Source organism: Pseudomonas sp. GW821-FHT01E10, assembly GCF_059422365.1.
The window spans coordinates 72,445-89,836 of record NZ_JBWKWT010000012.1 but is presented as its reverse complement, the minus strand read 5'-3'; the positions used below and the strand labels follow the sequence as shown (position 1 = coordinate 89,836).

At 60.8% G+C, this 17,392-nt stretch carries 12 protein-coding genes and 1 pseudogene; 4 read left to right on the top strand and 9 right to left on the bottom strand.

The genetic code is table 11. From position 1 onward, the window contains the following. Positions 1-180 precede the first annotated feature (180 nt). From AC07V0_RS20625 to AC07V0_RS20615, 3 genes are all read right to left on the bottom strand, one after another. Positions 181-1,995, bottom strand: coding sequence for a DAHL domain-containing sensor histidine kinase (locus AC07V0_RS20625; RefSeq protein WP_495019834.1), 1,815 nt, complete (start codon positions 1,993-1,995; stop codon positions 181-183). 171 nt (positions 1,996-2,166) lie between these two features. Further along, a complete protein-coding gene (locus AC07V0_RS20620; RefSeq protein WP_495019833.1) occupies positions 2,167-3,150 on the bottom strand; it encodes a zinc-dependent alcohol dehydrogenase family protein in 984 nt (327 codons plus the stop codon). Between the two features lie 34 nt (positions 3,151-3,184). Further along, positions 3,185-3,931 carry a cyclic nucleotide-binding domain-containing protein gene (locus AC07V0_RS20615; RefSeq protein WP_111453726.1) on the bottom strand — a complete coding sequence of 249 codons (747 nt, stop codon included), beginning with the start codon at positions 3,929-3,931 and terminating at the stop codon, positions 3,185-3,187. A gap of 215 nt (positions 3,932-4,146) precedes the next feature. Here AC07V0_RS20615 and AC07V0_RS20610 point away from each other — a divergent pair. Next, positions 4,147-6,531, top strand: a pseudogene (locus AC07V0_RS20610) (phosphoketolase family protein); the annotation flags it as partial. A 16-nt stretch (positions 6,532-6,547) separates the two neighbouring features. Here the strand turns inward: AC07V0_RS20610 and AC07V0_RS20605 are convergent. The 3 genes from AC07V0_RS20605 to groL all read right to left on the bottom strand — a co-directional run bounded on the left by AC07V0_RS20605 (position 6,548) and on the right by groL (position 10,620). Further along, positions 6,548-6,973, bottom strand: coding sequence for a potassium channel family protein (locus AC07V0_RS20605; RefSeq protein WP_018928210.1), 426 nt, complete (start codon positions 6,971-6,973; stop codon positions 6,548-6,550). Between the two features lie 55 nt (positions 6,974-7,028). After that, the gene (gene ftsH, locus AC07V0_RS20600) at positions 7,029-8,855 is read right to left on the bottom strand and encodes an ATP-dependent zinc metalloprotease FtsH (RefSeq protein WP_018928209.1); all 1,827 of its coding nucleotides are present in this window, start codon (positions 8,853-8,855) and stop codon (positions 7,029-7,031) included. 148 nt (positions 8,856-9,003) lie between these two features. After that, on the bottom strand, positions 9,004-10,620 hold the full coding sequence (groL, locus tag AC07V0_RS20595; RefSeq protein WP_495019832.1) for a chaperonin GroEL: 1,617 nt from the start codon (positions 10,618-10,620) through the stop codon (positions 9,004-9,006). Positions 10,621-10,918: 298 nt separating this feature from the next. Here groL and AC07V0_RS20590 point away from each other — a divergent pair, with 298 nt between their 5' ends. The 3 genes from AC07V0_RS20590 to AC07V0_RS20580 all read left to right on the top strand — a co-directional run bounded on the left by AC07V0_RS20590 (position 10,919) and on the right by AC07V0_RS20580 (position 12,783). Beyond that, a complete protein-coding gene (locus AC07V0_RS20590; RefSeq protein WP_086945357.1) occupies positions 10,919-11,416 on the top strand; it encodes a BCAM0308 family protein in 498 nt (165 codons plus the stop codon). 73 nt (positions 11,417-11,489) lie between these two features. Next, positions 11,490-11,723, top strand: coding sequence for a hypothetical protein (locus AC07V0_RS20585; protein WP_495019831.1), 234 nt, complete (start codon positions 11,490-11,492; stop codon positions 11,721-11,723). A 175-nt stretch (positions 11,724-11,898) separates the two neighbouring features. Next, positions 11,899-12,783 carry a universal stress protein gene (locus AC07V0_RS20580; protein WP_086945359.1) on the top strand — a complete coding sequence of 295 codons (885 nt, stop codon included), beginning with the start codon at positions 11,899-11,901 and terminating at the stop codon, positions 12,781-12,783. A 63-nt stretch (positions 12,784-12,846) separates the two neighbouring features. On the opposite strand, the gene AC07V0_RS20575 is transcribed toward AC07V0_RS20580, so the two are convergent. From AC07V0_RS20575 to AC07V0_RS20565, 3 genes are read right to left on the bottom strand one after another with little or no spacing between them, the layout of a single operon-like run. Further along, entirely contained in the window at positions 12,847-15,225 is a 2,379-nt protein-coding gene (locus tag AC07V0_RS20575) for an exo-beta-N-acetylmuramidase NamZ domain-containing protein (RefSeq protein WP_495019830.1), read from the bottom strand. Continuing rightward, the gene (locus tag AC07V0_RS20570; RefSeq protein WP_495019829.1) at positions 15,177-16,448 is read right to left on the bottom strand and encodes a putative glycoside hydrolase; all 1,272 of its coding nucleotides are present in this window, start codon (positions 16,446-16,448) and stop codon (positions 15,177-15,179) included. Before AC07V0_RS20570 ends, AC07V0_RS20575 begins: the two co-directional genes overlap by 49 nt. Further along, positions 16,445-17,302: a polysaccharide deacetylase family protein gene (locus AC07V0_RS20565; RefSeq protein WP_086945362.1), complete on the bottom strand. Its 858-nt coding sequence runs from the start codon at positions 17,300-17,302 to the stop codon at positions 16,445-16,447. Before AC07V0_RS20565 ends, AC07V0_RS20570 begins: the two co-directional genes overlap by 4 nt. Positions 17,303-17,392: the final 90 nt, after the last annotated feature.

The window sequence follows — 17,392 nt, the reverse complement described above, 5'->3', positions numbered from 1 at the left end:
ACCTTGTAGCAGCTGCCGAGCAGCGCGAGGCTGCGTTCGGCTGCGCAGCAGTCGTGAGTCCGACTGACGCGGTCTGCCTGATGCACCGCAAGCTCTGGTTTGACGACGGCTTCGCCGCCGAACGCAGCCTCGCAGGCTCGACAGCTGCTACCAGCGAACGCAGCCGCTGCTCGGCAGCTGCTACAGGCTTACGGCGGCTGGCATTACTTGCGCCATCTCCAGCGGAATTTCCAGGGTAAAAATCGCTCCCTGGCCGGGTCCATCGCTATGGACGCGAAGGTGCCCGTTCATTTCCACCGCCGCGAGTGCGCAACTGTGCAGGCCGAACCCATGACCTTCCTTGCGCGTGGTAAAGCCGTGATTGAAGATGCGGGCCATGTTCTCGGCGGCGATCCCTTCGCCCTGATCCTCTACGCTGAAGCGCAGCGTTGCGTTATCGATAATCCTGACGCCCAGCGTCATACGGCGCTGATGATCGCTGACCCTGGACATCGCATATTTGGCATTGCTGATCAGGTTGATCAGGATCAACAACAGTCGGTGTTTGTCGCCGATGATGGTCGGTGTGGCCTGGTAGTCTTTAATGACCGTGACATGGTGCCGGCTCAAGGCGCCGGAATTCATGCGTAACGCATCTTCGAACAGATCGACGACATTCAACGGCTCGACCAGCCGGGCGGCGCCGGCATAGGCCTGTTGGGTGGCAACAATATCCTTGATGTGATCGATGCTCTTGGTGAGTTGCGCCAGCTCGTCAACGATGCTCGATTGCTCGGTCGCGATGGAATCGACCAGTTGATTGAAGTAAAGGGGCAGCAGTTTGCCTTTTTCATCGTGCGTCATGAACTGCCCCAGGTCTTCGGCATGTTCATTGATCATTTTTACCGCTTTTCCCAGGCCGAGGGTTTTGCTGGTCGACAATTTGCGGGTGATCAATTCCGCGGAGACGTTAACGCTATTCAACACATTACCGACGTTGTGCAGCACGTTGGTCGCGATCTCTGCCATACCGGCCATCCGCGCGGCGTCGATCAGTTCGCGCTCGGCTTCCAACAGTTCATGGGTGCGTTCCTCGACGCGTTGCTCCAGTCGCTCGTTCGCTGTCTGCAATTGGTTGTTCATCTTGTTGATCAGCGCATAACTGCGAATCAGACGGGCGGCCAGGTACAGCAACAGTAGCGCCATGATGCCGGCGCAGATCCCCAGGTAAAGGTGGTATTGGCGGTCTGTCGCGGCTGTGCGCCGTTGTGTCTCGTTCAATAACTCGTTGATGCTGTCCAGTTGCTGTGCGACCGGAATGACACTGATGCGATCAACCAGGTCATTGACGATGGGCTGCTCTCGCACAATGGCATTCACAGCGTCTACAAGTGCAGTGAAAGTCGGGCGCCGTTCAGGCGGCAGTTGATTGATGTACTCATTCAGATATTCCAGATGCCCGGAGATTTCCTCAGCCCGTTCGCTGCTGACATAGAGGGCGTACTCAAGGGTGTCCAAGGTAAGATCGAACACCACTGACGCCGCCCGAGCATCCACCGACGAGAGTTTGTCGTTGGAATCTTCCTGCAGCACCCGAATGGCATCTTCCAGCGTAGGCAGGGCCTCGAATGCTGTTCGCAAGGCCGTGTTGTGCTGTTTGAATTGCTCAACCAACCGGGCTTTGTTTTCTACCGCTTCCAGATAACCCTGGCGTCGGGTTTGCCAAAGGGTCGGGAGCGGGCCGACAGCGTTGAGGCTATCGAGCTGTTGCCAGCGCTCTTCCGCTTCAGGCGGCGCCACCAGCAACAGGTTGTTGTTCATGCCGATTTTTGCTCGCAGGAGCTTCACGTTCCAATTGGCATCGTATTGCTTGAGTTGACGCACGAAGTCGCGCGACTCGAAGTAGGTCGATGTGTCGTACGTGTAGGATTTGATCAGCAAAAATATCAGTACGCTGAAGAGGGTCAGTGCAATGGCTGCCAAGGCAGACCATTTGTAATGATTAGAAATCTGCATGGCGGCATTCCTCCCTGATACAGGCTGTCCTGAGAGAGAGAGGCTGCCAACGGTCAATTAATTCCATTTTTTGCGCTCCCTGCAGAATGACGAGGCATCGCCGCGTCATCCGTAAGCCTAGCGTTGTTAGTGGACGGTGCCGGAAAAAACACCGAACGGCAGGGGCGAGCGTCAGGGGACGAGCACGATCGCCCCTTTGACCTGACCGGCCCGCAGGCTTGCCAGCGCCTGATTGGCATCGTCCAGGGCAAAACAGGTGACGTCGCTGTGCACGGGCGTATGACGCAGCTCTGCAAAAAACGCCGTGCCGTCTTCGCGGGTCAGGTTCGCCACCGAGCGGACGCTGCGTTCGCCCCACAACAGTCGATAGGGGAAGCTGGGGACGTCGCTCATGTGGATGCCGGCGCAAATCACACAACCGCCCTTGGCGCTGGCCTCCAGCGCCAGCGGCACCAGCGCACCGACGGGGGCGAAGATCAGGCTGGCATCGAGCGGATGCGGTGGCGGCTGATCCGAGGAACCTGCCCACACGGCTCCCAGCGTCCGGGCATAAGCCTGGCCCTCGCTGTCGCCCGGTCGAGTGAAGGCGTACACCTGCTGTCCTCGGCCCCGCGCCACCTGAATCGCCAGATGCGCTGCCGCGCCGAAGCCATAGAGGCCCAGGTGGCGTGCACCTTTGGCCATTTGCAGGGCGCGAAAACCGATCAGCCCGGCGCACAGCAGCGGTGCGGCTTCGGTGGCCGAGAGCGTGTCCGGGAGGGGGAAACAGAAGTGGGCATCGGCAACCGTGTAGTCGGCATAACCGCCATCCCGATGACAGCCGGTGAACTGCGCCCGGTCGCAGAGGTTTTCCCGGCCCGAGCAGCAAAACGTGCACTCACCGCACGTCCAGCCAAGCCAGGGAACGCCGACGCGCTTGCCGACCCAGTCGGGCGAAACGTCGCCACCCACCGCTGTCACTTCACCGACGATTTCATGGCCCGGCACCCGCGGCAGCACTGCTTGCGGCAGTTCACCGTCCACTAAATGCAGGTCGGTGCGGCACACGCCACAGGCCAAAACCTTGATCAACAGTTGCTGCGCGCCGGGCTGCGGCACGGGACGTTCTTCCCGTTGCAGCGGCTGGCCGGGGGCATGCAGAACCATGGCGCGCATGACGATTCTCCAAAAGCCGATGCACCGCAAGGCGTTACAGGGGGGATTCCCGGTGGCAGCCGGCGACCAGTTGCTTGAGCCCGTCCAGATTCAGCACTTTGACGTTACGCCCGGAAATCTCGACCAGTTCCGAGTCCCGTAGATGAGCGATGCCCCGACAAATGGTTTCCAGACGCAGGCCCAAGTAGGAGCCGATCTCTTCGCGACGCATCTTCAGCACAAAGTCTCGGGACGAGTACCCCCGAATGCTCAGCCGTTGCGACAGGTTCAGGAGGAAGGCGGCCAGGCGTTCATCGGAGTTCATGTTGCCCATCATCATCAGCAGGTTGTGCTCCCGGACGATTTCCCGGCTCAGGATCTTGTTCATGTTGTGCTGCAACGAGGGCAGCTCCAGGGCGAGTTTCTCCAGTTGGGCGAAGTTGAAGGGGCAGACTTCACTGTCCTCCAGGGCAAAGGCACTGCAAGTGTGATGATCGTCGCTGATAGCGTCCAGACCGAGCATCTCGCCGGGGATCTGAAACCCGGTGACCTGCTCGCGGCCGTCGACCGACAGCATGCTGGTCTTGAATGAACCGATCCGCACCGCGTAGAGCGAGCGCAACGGATCGCCGGCCCGGTACAGGGCTGCACCTTTTTTAACCTTTACACGCTGAATGATCAGGGTATCCAGTCGTTCGACTTCGTTGCTGGTCAGGCCAATCGGCAGACACAACTCCAGAACACTGCAATTGGAGCACGCGGCTTTCAGATAGTGATGTTGATATGGCCGGGTTTCAGGCATTGCAAAAGTTCCCCCCCTGACAGGAGCTTAAAGCATAGTTCGGATCCCCCGTTTCAATCGGGCGTTTACAGATAGAGTCGATGAGCGGGGGAAAGCTTGTTCCTGTTGAGCCGGGATAGACGGCCTAAGATTTGATGTAAATCAAGTCTTAGGCCGTGCAGACACCCAGAATCGACGCATGTCTTGCGGTTTAAACCGAAGCCCAGGCGGAGGACGTCATGAGCGATTTTCTGAGTGCCGAGCAGCTGGAAGGGCTGGATGCCTACTGGCGGGCGTCCAATTACCTGGCGGTCGGGCAGATCTACCTCAAGGACAATCCGCTGCTGGCGGTGCCGCTGACACTGACGGATGTAAAGCCACGGTTACTGGGGCACTGGGGCACGACGCCGGGGTTGAACCTGATCTATACGCACCTCAATCGCCTGATCACGGCCCACGACCTGAACATGATCTTCATCGCCGGCCCCGGGCATGGCGGGCCGGCCATCGTGGCCCAGACCTACCTGGAAGGCACGTACACCGAGCTCTACCCGTCGGTGGGGCGCAATACCAATGGCCTGGCCCGACTGTTTCGGCAGTTTTCCTGGCCGTATGGCATTTCCAGCCATGTGTCGGCGCAGATTCCGGGGTCGATCCATGAAGGCGGCGAGCTGGGCTACAGCCTGGCCCATGCCTATGGCGCCGCGTTCGACAACCCGGACCTGATCGTGGCGTGTGTGATTGGCGACGGCGAGGCGGAAACCGGGGCGTTGGCGGCCAGTTGGCATTCCAACAAGTTCCTCAACCCGGCGCGTGACGGGGCGGTGCTGCCGATTCTGCATTTGAACGGATACAAAATCGCCAACCCGACGGTGCTCTCCAGCATCAGCGAGGAGGAGTTGTCGGCGTTGATGTACGGCTATGGCTACGACCCATATTTCGTCGAAGGCGATGACCCGACAGAGGTTCATCAAACCCTGGCCAGAACGCTGGACACCATCGTGCAGGAGATTCGCGACATTCAGCGGGGCGCGCGTCAACGATCGTCGTCCCGGACGCTGGAGCGGCCCCTGTGGCCAATGCTGATCTTGCGTACGCCAAAGGGCTGGACGGGGCCGACATTCGTCGATGGCCAGCGGGTCGAAGGCACCTGGCGGGCGCATCAAGTGCCCTTGGCCGACTTCCAGCAGCCGCAGCATCTGCGGCAACTGGAGGAATGGCTCCGCAGCTACCGCCCCGACGAATTGTTTGACGCCAATGGCACCCTGTTGCCCGAGATCGCGGCGTTGGCGCCGACCGGCCATCGGCGAATGAGCGCCAACCCCCACGCCAACGGTGGGCTGCTGTTGCGCGCGCTGGATCTGCCACGGTTCACCCAGTATGCGGTGAACGTCGAGACGCCCGGTGGCCTGCGGGCAGAGGCCACGCGGGTGCTGGGCCGGTTTTTGCGCGACGTGATGAAATGCAATCTGACGTCGAGCAATTTTCGCCTGTTCGGCCCGGACGAAACCGCCTCGAACCGGCTGGATGCGGTGTATGAGGTCAGTGCCAAGGCGTGGATGGAGCCGCTGGGGCCTGATGACGTCAATCTGTCGGCCGATGGCCGGGTGATGGAGATTCTGAGCGAACAGGTGTGCGAAGGCTGGCTCGAAGGTTATTTGCTGACCGGCCGGCATGGGGTGTTTTCCTGTTACGAGGCGTTCATCCACATCGTCGACTCGATGTTCAACCAGCATGCCAAATGGCTGAAAGCCGCCGCCGAAGTGCCGTGGCGCAAACCCGTAGCCTCGCTCAACTATGTGCTCACCTCCCATGTCTGGCGCCAGGACCACAACGGCTTCTCCCATCAGGACCCGGGGTTCATCGATCTGGTGGCGAACAAAACGGCGGACGTGGTCCGGATCTACCTGCCGCCCGATGCCAATTGCCTGCTGTCAGTGGCCGATCACTGCCTCAGGAGCCGCAACTACATCAACGTGATCGTGGCCGGCAAGCAACCGGAGTGGCAGTGGCTGGACATCGATGCCGCCATTCGTCATTGCCAGGCCGGTATCGGACGCTGGGATTGGGCCTGCCGCGATGACAGCGATCCGGACGTGGTGATGGCCTGTGCCGGCGACGTTCCGACCCTGGAAACCCTGGCGGCGGTCACTTTGCTGCGCGAATACGTGCCGGATTTGCGGGTGCGGGTGATCAATGTCGTCGACCTGATGGTCCTGCAGCCGTCGTACCACCATCCCCACGGTTTGCCCGACAGCGTCTTCGATGAACTGTTTACCGTCGACCGGCCGGTGATCTTTGCTTTCCACGGCTACCCCGCGCTGATCCACCGGCTGCTGTACAAGCGCACCAATCATGAAAACTTCCATGTTCGCGGCTTCAAGGACGAGGGGGCAACCACCACGCCGTTCGACATGGCGGTGCTCAATAATCTGGATCGGTATCAGTTGGCCCTGGATGTCATCGAACGCGTGCCCCGGCTGCACGATCAACTTCAGACCGCCCGGGCGCGCTACTGGGCGACGATGGAGAAACACAAGCTTTACCTCATCGAACACGGGCAGGACATGCCCGAAGTGATGGAGTGGCAATGGACGCCTGCGCCGGGCAATCAGGGTTGATGGGCGGCGCCGGGCGTTACTTGCTCTTCCAGTATTTCTGCATCTCCAGAAACAGGAACGAGGCGGTCCAGGAAATCAGCACCAGCCCCGTCAGTGCCTCCAACCCGGTCAGGTACTTGAGGTTACCCATGGGTGAAATATCGCCGAAACCGATAGTCGTGAACGTGGTGAAGGAAAAGTACACGCAGTCCATGAACGAACCATCGAAATTGCCGCGCAGGCTACCCCATTCACCGGAGCGGATCAGCAGGTAATAGATCAGCGCGAAACACCAGACCTCTAACGCATGGGCCACCATGGCGCCGAATACCCCGACGACGATCCGAAAGCGGCTCCAGAGTTTGAGCCTGGGCAGCCAATCGTTCAGACGCAGCAGGCATTCGTAGTGGATCACCACCGTGATGACCACCACCAACGTGTTGATTAGCGTGACTGCGAACATGATGGGCCTTCAGCGATGGGGGCAGGGCGCCGTCTGCGGGCGATTGTTCGCAGCGTCACGGGGCTGGTAATGCCGGGGTGGGCTTGAATGGCATCAGCGCCGGGAACTCCTCGGGCGTGAGGGTTTCCTTTTCCAGTAACAGGCGGGCGCCCTCGTCCAGGTCGGCCCGACGACTCTGAAGCAGCGCCTTGGCCCGTTGGTAGGCTTCATCGAGCAGGGCGCGAATACCCAGGTCGATTTCCCGGGCTGTCTGTTCCGAATAATCCTTTTCGCCCATCGTGGCCATGCGATCTCCCAGATACGTTGGGGTTTGCTTTTCCAGCACCGACTGCCCGAGCTCGGGGCTCATGCCGAAGCGGGTGATCAGTTGCCGGGCGATATCGGTCGCGCGGCCCAGATCGTCGGCGGCCCCGGTGGAGATCTGGCCGTAGACAAGGTCCTCGGCGGCGCGTCCGGCCATCAGCACGACAATCCGGTCCTTGAGTGTCTGGCAACTGATCAGGAAGTGATCCTCGGTCGGTCGCTGCAAGGTATAGCCCAGCGAGCCGATGGCCCGGGGCACGATCGAGACTTTATGCACCGGGTCCATGGCCGGCAGGCTGCTCGCGGCCAGGGCATGCCCCATCTCGTGATAGGCCACCACCCGGCGCTCGTCGGCATCGAGCAGGCTGCTCTTGCGTTCAAGCCCCGCGATAAGGCGTTCCACTGCGGCGGTGAAGTCGTTCAGGCTGACCGCCTCGGCACCGCGACGGGTGGCGACGATGGCTGCTTCGTTCACCAGGTTGGCCAGGTCGGCGCCGGTGAAACCAGTGGTGATTTCGGCGATACGTGCGCTATCGAGGCCTGGTTCCACGGTGATTTTCTTCAGATGAACCTTAAGAATCGACTGCCGCCCTTTGCGATCGGGACGGTCGATCAGAATCTGCCGGTCGAAGCGCCCTGCGCGCAACAGCGCCGGATCAAGGACCTCCGGCCGGTTGGTCGCAGCCAGCAAAACCACGCCCTCACGCGGATCGAAGCCGTCCAGCTCGGCCAATAACTGGTTGAGGGTCTGTTCTTTTTCGTCATTGCCGCCCAACACGCCGACGCCACGCATCTTGCCCAGCGCATCGAGTTCATCAATGAAGATGATGCAGGGTGAGGCCTGGCGGGCCTGTTCGAACAGGTCGCGGACCCGGGCCGCACCGACCCCGACGAACATTTCGACAAATTCGGACCCCGAAATCGAGAAAAACGGCACACCGGCTTCACCGGCGATGGCTTTGGCCACCAGGGTCTTGCCGGTGCCTGGCGGGCCCACCAGCAAGGTGCCCTTGGGAATGTGTGCGCCCAGGCGTGCGTATCGGGCCTTGTCCTTGAGGAACGAGACGATTTCCACCAGTTCGGCCTTGGCTTCGTCGATGCCCGCGACATCGGCGAAGGTCACTCCAGTGTCCCGTTCGACAAAGATCCTGGCCCGCGACTTGCCGACATTCATCAACCCGCCAAGGCCTTGTTTGTCCGCCATCCCGCGAAACAGGAAATGCCAGAACACCATGATCATTATGAACGGCAACAACCAGCCCAACAGGCTGTTCATAAAGGTGTTTTCATTGACCCCGGTAAAGCCGACGCCCGATTGGGAGAGTTCGGTCGCCAGCGCCGGATCGACCCGCACCGTGGAGAACCGGTCGCGTCCGTCGATGGGTTCCACCAATTTGCCGCTGATCCGGTCCTTGTCGATCTGCAAGTCACTGACTTTTTGCTCGTTCAACAATTGCATGAACTGGCTGTAGGGCAGGGGCTGCACGGCCTGGCGCTCGACAAAGAAGACCTGCATGAGGCCCATGACGATAAAAGCGATCGCGAAGTAGGACAGGTTCCACCGGTCGTTCTTTTTCATGGCCTTGGCTCAGAGTGTGAACGCATATCGGTAAGCCAGCGGCCATCCCGTTTACTATAAAGATAGCCTGCTTCAGCTTCTCCCTCGCGCAGGGCGCCGGATGATGTGCACAGAGACCTCGGGTCTGGATCACCTCACCTCGTGCCGGTCATTCAGGAAACGGTGGCTGGGCAGGCGATTCCTTTTCTGGAATATCCGTCATGGTCGCCTCGGTGAGCAGCAGGACACTGGCAACCGACACGGCATTTTCCAGGGCAATACGCACCACCTTGGTCGGGTCGATGATGCCGGCTTCGTACATGTCCACATAACAATTGGCTGCCGCATCGAAGCCCACGTTGCCCGGTTCGGCGAGCATGCGGGCAATGACCACGCCGGCATCCACCGCCGAGTTTTCAGCGATGAACCGGGCCGGTGCTTCCAGAGCCCGGCGCAGAATCTGCAGGCCGGTTTTGACATCGCCCTCATGGCTGGCTTCCTCGGCTGCGATCATCGGCACCGCCTTGAGCAGCGCCAGGCCGCCACCTGGAACAATGCCTTCGGCGATCGCTGCCCGGGTCGCGGAAATCGCATCGTCGAGTGCATCCTTGCGCGATTTCATTTCCGCTTCGGAAGGCGCGCCGACGCGGATCACCGCCACGCCGCCAGACAGCCTGGCCAGGCGTTCCTGAAGTTTTTCCCGGTCGTAATCGCTGGTGGTGTTGTCCATTTGTACGCGGATCTGTTGCAGGCGCGCCTCGATAGCCTCGCGTGCACCTGCGCCGCCAATCAGCGCGGTGCTGTCTTTTTGCACCACGACGCGATGAGCCCGGCCCAACTGGCTCAATTCCACCTGTTCGAGGCTGATCCCCAACTCATTGGAGATCAGGGTTGCGCCGGTCAGAACGGCAATGTCCTGAAGCATTTCCTTGCGTCGATCACCGAAACCTGGCGCCTTGATCGCCACCGCGCGCAAAACTCCCCGAATCTGGTTGACCACCAACGTGGTCAACGCTTCACCTTCTATGTCGTCGGCGATCAGGACCAGTGGCTGGCCACTTTTGGCAATCAATTCCAGCAATGGCAGCAGGTCTTTGAGCACGCCGATCTTATGGTCACAGAGCAGCAGGTAGGCATCGTCGAGTTCGGCCTGCATCTTCTCGGTATCGGTTACGAAGTAGGGCGAGACATATCCACGATCCAGGCGCATCCCTTCCATGACCTCGACCACTGTTTCGGTGGTCTTGGACTCTTCGACACTGACAACACCTTCAATGCCGACCTTATCCAGAGCGTCGGCCACCAGCTGACCGATGACCGCGTCGTTGTGGGCCGAAAGCGTGGCCACCTGGGCCTTTTCCTTGGGCGTGCTGACCGGGCGCGATTGCGCCAGCAGTGATTGCATGACCAGAGAAAGCCCCCGGTCCATACCGCGCTTGAGGTCGATCGCACTGGCACCGGCGACGACGTTGCGGATGCCGTCGGCCAGGATTGCATGGGCCAGGACCGTCGATGTGCTGGTCCCGTCCCCCACGGCCTCGCCGGTGCGTTCCGCCGCCTGACGCAGCATTTGCGCACCCAGATTCTCCTCGGGGTCCAGCAGGTCGATCCGTTTGGCAATCGTCACGCCATCGTTGCAGACCGTCGGATTGCCCCATTTATTCTGGATCAACACCGATTTCGATTTCGGTCCCAGGGTCACCCGGACAGCGTCCGCCAATTGTGTGGCTCCGCTGAGGATTTTCTCGCGAGCGCCAGCACGAAACAGGATTTTAGTGTGAGCCATCAGGTTGTTCTCCTGAAGAGTTCTGCATTGTTTCAGCTTCTATGAAATGGCACGTGCAGCGTTGATTTTTATCAACAAAGTCACACAGGCAGGCGTGCAGTCGCAGTACGTACCGTTCGGATGATCGACCGTCGGTTGTTGGCCCGAATTGACAAATATCAACCTGCGCCGCAGCAAACCGGGCCCAAATGAAATCTTCAAATCCACCGTGTTTTCAGTGGACCTGACTGGAAGGGGGGGCGATTTGAAAACACGGTTCGCGTGGGATTTTTAGCCAACTCATTTGCGAGGAAAGACCATGGACAAGTTTCAGCAGAGTCAGAAAAACCAGCTGTTCAAAACACCGGCCCATGATCCTTATTGCTTGCCGAAAATCGAAGGCTCTGCCGTCTGCCCGCAGTGTGGGGCCGCTTACCAGGCAGGTAACTGGACCTGGAAAGTTCCTGAAAACACGGTGGTTCATGATGCGCAATCAGTGACCTGTCCAGCCTGTCAGCGTACCAATGACAATCATCCGGCGGGTACGCTCACGCTATCGGGCAGCTTCTTGCCCGCGCATCGGAACGAAATCATCAACCTGATCGCAAACACCGAGAAAAAGGAAAAAGCGGAGCATGCCCTGGAGCGCATCATGAGTCTGACCGATTCGGAGGGGGCGCTGGTTGTGACCACCACGGGCATCCATCTCGCGAACCGCCTGGGTCATGCACTGAAAGCGGCCTTCAAGGGGCACGCCGATTATCAGTACAGCGATGACGAGTTCGGGGTGAACATCGACTGGACGCGTGACGAGTAGAACCGGGGGAAGGTGTACTCGACGCTACAAAACTTGAAGAAATGACAGGAGGTCGGGATCGAGGAGTACGACCATGATCGCCAATGATTCAACGACAAAATCCGCCGCCTGTTCTGAATCAATCAATCGTTGCGCGGAGCTCTTTTCCGGAGCCGACCGACTGAGCAAACAAGCCTATGCGTTGTTGAGCGAGCCTGTTTCGACCCAGACGATACAGCGATTTTCTGCAGCGAAAAAACTGGCGGATGACAAATACCGTCAAGCCCACCAGCAATGGTTGAAAACCATGAACAAGAGCGACTCATGATGGAGGGCTGCTGCCGGTAACCTGCCCGGCGAGGGTATTTGATTTATATCAACGCCAAAGCGATTCCAACGGAGGAGTCTGGGGTGACGCTGGTGCCTGGTCCAGCGAGGGCGCAACGACCGCGCCCTCGCAACAGGCCATGGCGCGTTGAAGCCCACCTGCCTGGAGTCAGATCATGAGCCAGTATCAACGGTTGTTATTGATCATCAACCCGGCCCTGCGCCAGTCTCCTGCGATACAACATGCGGCGGCCCTGGCCAAGGCCAGCGGGGCACGTTTGCATATCGCTGCCTTGATAAAGTCGTTGGATATTCTGTCGCTGCTTGAAGAGGGCGTGCGGGAAACGGCGCGGGAAACCTACCTGCAGGACCACCGCGACTGGTTGAAGTATCAGGCAAAAAATATCCGTGGCCTGGGGATCGAGGTGACGGCAGAAGTGGCCTGGGCCGATGACCTGCAGCAGGACATTCTGGATCACGTCACGGAAATGCAGCCCGACCTGTTGATCAAGGAGGTTCAGCATGAATCGGCGCTCAAGCGCGCGTTCTTCACCCCGCTGGATTGGCACTTGCTGCGCCACTGTCCAGTGCCGGTCTATCTGATGGGCGGCAGTGGCCATACCTTGCCGCACAAGATCGTGGCCGCCGTTGACGCTTCGGGTACCGATGCCGACAAAGAGTTGAATGACCGGATCATCCAGCAGGCCAATGGCCTTGCGCTGCAGTGCAATGCCGAGTTGCACCTGCTGTATGCCTGCGACACGACAGACTATCTGGGCGATATGGGCGGCGGCGGCCTGACTCTGTCGCAGCTGACCAAGCAGCTGCGCAGGGAGCTGGAAAAATCGTTCCTGGCGCTGGCCGGTCGGTACGGTGTGGCCTCTGACCGCCGGCATTTCATTCTGGGGCACCCGGTCTCGGCGCTGAGTGAGTTTGCCGAGGAAAATCAGGTGGACGTGATCGTGATGGGCAGAGTCCAGTCCCATGGATTGAACAAACTGGTGGGCAGCACGACCGAACATATTCTGTATCAGGTGCCATGTAGCGTCCTGGCGATCTAGGGACGGCCCGACAAAACCCAATAGGCTGGACAGCCATCGATAGGCAACCAATGACGCTGCCCATCAATACAACAAAGCCTCCTGCCGTAGCCGCGCGAAGCGCGCAAGTGGCACCGCGTCGAGCGCTTGCGCCGCGTCAGGTGTCGCGCCATCGCGAATCGCCTGCCACACGCTTTGCGAGCCGATTGAATCACGGGTCGCCGCCAGGTCGAGTATGTGGGGATAGAGCGTGTGCAAGGTGGCGAGCAGGGTCAGCCCCAGGCTGGCTACAGGGCGTTGCGCAGGCGTTGAGAGGCGGGTGATGCTCACACCATGACAGAGCCGACCGTGCCAGTTTGATTCGGTGGGGACGAAGTCGACCGGCTCGAAATGCGCGCCGACGTCAAACGCATTCAGTGCGTTTGCGAGCCGGGTCGCGTCGATCCACGGCGCGCCGACCCACTCGAACGGATGCGGCGTGCCACGCCCCACACTCAGATTTGCGCCTTCGAGTAAACCGATATCCGGGTACAGGTCCAGCTGGGAGAGCGTGCGCAGGTTCGGTGAGAGCGGCACCCATCCCAACCCGGTGTCGGCAAAGGTCATCGCGCGCCGGTATCCCAGCATCGGCACAACGCGCAGATCCGCACCAATGTGCTTGTTGCGATTGAATAGACGCGCCAGCTCGCCGACGGTCATGCCGGGCTGCAGCGGTGCAGGGAAATAGCCGGTAAACGATTCACGGCGACTGTCCATCACCGGGCCGCCGAAACGTTGTGCGCCGAGCGGGTCGGGCCGGTCCAGCACGAACAGCGCAATGCCTTGCGCCGCGGCGGCTTCGAGTGCGTAGCCGAGTGTCGTCTCATAGGTGAAGAAGCGCACGCCGGCGTCCTGAATATCGAAGATCAGCGCATCCAGCCCTTTGAGCGAACCGGCCGGGAAGCGCTGCGTTGCGCCGTAGAGACTGTGCACGGTGAGGCCCGTCGCCGGGTCGCGGGTGTCGCCGACTCGTTCGTCCACGTCGATGTTCAGCCCATGCTCCGGTGAGAACAATGCCGCCAGCCTGACACCTGGCGCGTGGGCGAGGACGTCGACGGTACGTCGGCCTTTGGCGTCGAATCCGCTGCGATTGGTGATCAGGCCCACGCGCAGGCCGGCGAGCGGGGCAAACTGCTGTGCCTCAAGCACATCAATGCCTGTCTGCACCGGGCCCGTCGAGGTGGGCAGGCGATCGGCGGCACGCAGCGCCGGCAACGCTGAGGGCAACAACCGGCCGATTTGCGCGCCGCTTGCAGGCGCCCCGCGACTGGCCATCAATGCGAGCAATTGCGCACGAAGCGGGCGCGCGTCACCGCTGTCATCGGGATACACCCGGTTGCTCAGGATGACGATGAATTGGCGGGTCACCAGATCAATCCACAGCCCCGTGCCGGTGTATCCGGTATGGCCGATGACGCCAATCGGCGGTAGACGATCATGGTTCGATACGAACGGTGCGGCCAGTTCCCAGCCGAGGCCGCGCCACGGCACGCTGTCGAGCGGCGAAGCGGCGCTCGCCAGGGCGGCGATGCTCGCCGGCCGCAGAATCTGCCGGCTGCCTGCGCGCCCCTGGTTCAGCACCATCTGCGCGAAACGCGCAAGGTCGTCCGCCGTGGAAAACAGCCCGGCGTTGCCGGAGACGCCGCCCATCCATTGCGCCGTCGGATCGTGTACGTGCCCCCGGAGCGTGCCAGCCTTGGTGGCGAGTGTCGGTGCGCTGCGTATCGCTCGCAGGGTATCGGGCAGAAAAACCGTGTCGCGCATGCCCAGCGGCCCGAAGATGTGAGCCTGGCAATAGGCGTCGAGCGAGCTGTGGGTGATGCGTTCGACCAGCTCGCCGAGCACCACGAAATTCAGGTCACTGTAAATGACTTGGGCACCCGGTGCGTTGCGCAGCCGCTGCGCCGCGATGGCGCTCAACACACCTTTGCGGCCCGCACCGGGTGGCCGCCCAGGCAAATCTGGGCGCAGCCCGGACGTGTGTGCAAGCAGGTCACGCACCTTCACCGCCTCTTTGCCCTGCGCCCCAAAGGCCGGCCAATACCGTGCAACGGGGGCGTCCAGGTTGATGCGGCCCGTTTCGGCCAGTTGCAGGATGGCCGTGGTCGTCGCGATGACTTTGGTCAGCGATGCCAGATCGAACTCGGTGTCCAGCGTCATCGGCTCGCGGGGGGGCGTCGTCGTGCGTTGTCCAAAGGCCTGACGATAGAACACCTTTGTGGCGTCACCGATCAGGACAACCGCCCCCGGAACGCGTCCGGCGGCGATCTGGCCCTCGACGATTTGTGCGGCTTGTAGGCGCGTCGTCGCATCGAGATCAGCGGCGCATGCGATGTGCGCCGCCATCGCCAGGCCAAGCAGCATCGCCCAGCGCTTCAGCGCTGTGGCAAGTCGGCGGCCTCGTAGTGATTGCGTGGGTTCCATAACATCCATCCATCGGTGCCGGCTGCGTCGGCGGCGTGAACCTGAGCACTGATCGCGGCCGCGTCAAACGGGCGACGATCGAAGGCATAGTCACGAAAGGCCTGCAACCAGGGACGAAAGCGCACGCCCGGCAGGTGGGTGCGCTTCATCGCCTCCGCCAGGGTACGCCTGACAATCTGGCCGGGGTCGGCTGTCGGGTTGGTAAAGCCCGGCAGCCCCCATGTGAAACCGGACGGGTACAGCATTGGCGAAATGTAGTCGAGCTCCGCGCCCAGCAGTTCGATTTGCTGGCCGATCGCCGTATCGTCGAGGTTCCAGCAGACGTAGCCGAAGATGTCCGCGGAGACGAATACATTGTAGGGGGCGAGCCGTGCGCGTGCGGCTTGCAGAAAGCCGATGATCGCCGCGGTCCGGTTGGCGCGGTTATTGGGGAGGGCAAAGCGTAGCCCGCTCTTGTCGGGAAAACGCACATAGTCGAACTGGATCTCGTCGAAACCCATCTGCGCGGCCTCCTCGGCGACATCGAGATTGTACTGCCAGACCTCGTGCGAAAACGGATCCATCCATTGCAGTTTTTCGAGATCCCGCCACGGCTGGCCGTCAGCGGTGTGCACGCTCCACTCTGGATGCGCACTGGCCAATGGATCGTCCTTGAACACCACGATGCGCGCGATCAGGTACGGGTGTTGCGCGCGCAGTTTGGCAAGCAATGCCGGCAAGTCGCGCATCTGAGGTGCCCGTGTGGTCAAGTGGGCCGTTGCGCCGATTGCCTCGCGCGCCGCACTGCGATAGGGCGTCAGGCCACGGTCACCCTTGACGTCGATCACCAATGCGTTGATCTCGGTGTTTTCAGCAAGGCTGACAGCGTTGTTGCGCAGGGTCGAACTGGTCACACCGAACACCGACAGATAGACCGCTTTGGGGCGAAACGGGGTCAGTGCGAGCGTCACGGGCGTTTCGTCGCTCACTTTGGCCTCGGTGCGCAAATACCCTGGGGCGCGGGCGGCGACACTCTCGACCGCCTCGGCCGTCTCGAACCGCCCGTTTTCGTCGGTACGCATCACGCCGGCCGAGGTCGTGATGATTGCGTCGGCGAGCGGGTTCTGCGTGCTCGAGTCGAGCACGACACCGGTGACAGCCAGTGCGCTTCGCCCGGTCAGCAGGGCCGTGACGACGAATAGCGCCGGGATCGCATAGCGCCTCAATGCGCGGATAACGGTCATCGCGGGTTCCCTGTTGTCGGCTGAGTGTCCGGTTCACCGAGCAACTGCGCGAACGCGTGTGCGCCATAGGCATCACTCATCAGAAAGCGCGGCAGGGCGAGCAGTCGCGCGTGCCGGTCAGCCTTGCGCGCGTCTAGTGTGAAGGCCACTGCGTAACCCTCTTCGGAGGCGAGTGCGATCAACTCGTCGTCATAGATACCGAACGGCCACGCGAGCATGTCGACCTGCTGCGCACCGGTTTGCGACTCGATGCGTTGACGTGATTTTTGCAGTTGGGTACGGACGAATTGCTGGAAATCCGCCGGCGTGCGGTGCCTGCGCTCGACGTTGAAATTGGGATGCCAGTACGTATGCGACTGGATGTCGAAGAGCCCGGTCTGTTTCAGGGTTCGCAACTGCTCCCAGGTCAGCGCATAGGACGCGTTGGAGATGGCCGATGGATAGATAAACAGGGTCACCGGAAAACGCTCGCGCTGGATGACGGGCAGCAGTTTGTCGAAGACCGAACGATGCCCGTCGTCGACGGTGATCGCCACCGGCTTCGACGCTAACGTCGCATCGGGATTGCGCAGCCAGTCGACCACCTCGCGCAGCGACACGATGTGATAACCGTGCTCGCGCAGGACGCGCAACTGGGTTTCGAAGGTGCTCATGCGCACGGTCATCGAGTCGTCCGCCGTGTCCGAGAAACGGTGGTAAACGAGGATCGTGACGCGTGGTTCGACGTTCTGTGCGGTGCTCTGTGCGGCGCCGCCCGTGCTCCAGGCCAGTGCGCAGACGCTTGTCAGCATGATGCGGATCAGCAGCCGGAACGCGACACTCCCACCGATACACGCCATGATTTTCCCGCACATGTCAGCGCTCCTGCGCGAGCCAGACGCTTGCAGTGTGTATTGAGCGTTCATCGTCTATCTGGTGCAGATCAATTTCGCGCAATGTGGTCC

Bases quoted from the DNA above. Each gene is read 5' to 3' on its own strand.
- AC07V0_RS20590 (WP_086945357.1), top strand. From the start codon at position 10,919: ATGGACAAGTTTCAGCAGAGTCAGAAAAACCAGCTGTTCAAAACACCG.
- AC07V0_RS20625 (WP_495019834.1), bottom strand. From the start codon at position 1,995: ATGCAGATTTCTAATCATTACAAATGGTCTGCCTTGGCAGCCATTGCA.
- AC07V0_RS20565 (WP_086945362.1), bottom strand. From the start codon at position 17,302: ATGTGCGGGAAAATCATGGCGTGTATCGGTGGGAGTGTCGCGTTCCGG.
- AC07V0_RS20570 (WP_495019829.1), bottom strand. From the start codon at position 16,448: ATGACCGTTATCCGCGCATTGAGGCGCTATGCGATCCCGGCGCTATTC.
- AC07V0_RS20605 (WP_018928210.1), bottom strand. From the start codon at position 6,973: ATGTTCGCAGTCACGCTAATCAACACGTTGGTGGTGGTCATCACGGTG.
- ftsH (WP_018928209.1), bottom strand. From the start codon at position 8,855: ATGAAAAAGAACGACCGGTGGAACCTGTCCTACTTCGCGATCGCTTTT.
- groL (WP_495019832.1), bottom strand. From the start codon at position 10,620: ATGGCTCACACTAAAATCCTGTTTCGTGCTGGCGCTCGCGAGAAAATC.
- AC07V0_RS20615 (WP_111453726.1), bottom strand. From the start codon at position 3,931: ATGCCTGAAACCCGGCCATATCAACATCACTATCTGAAAGCCGCGTGC.
- AC07V0_RS20620 (WP_495019833.1), bottom strand. From the start codon at position 3,150: ATGCGCGCCATGGTTCTGCATGCCCCCGGCCAGCCGCTGCAACGGGAA.
- AC07V0_RS20580 (WP_086945359.1), top strand. From the start codon at position 11,899: ATGAGCCAGTATCAACGGTTGTTATTGATCATCAACCCGGCCCTGCGC.
- AC07V0_RS20585 (WP_495019831.1), top strand. From the start codon at position 11,490: ATGATCGCCAATGATTCAACGACAAAATCCGCCGCCTGTTCTGAATCA.
- AC07V0_RS20575 (WP_495019830.1), bottom strand. From the start codon at position 15,225: ATGGAACCCACGCAATCACTACGAGGCCGCCGACTTGCCACAGCGCTG.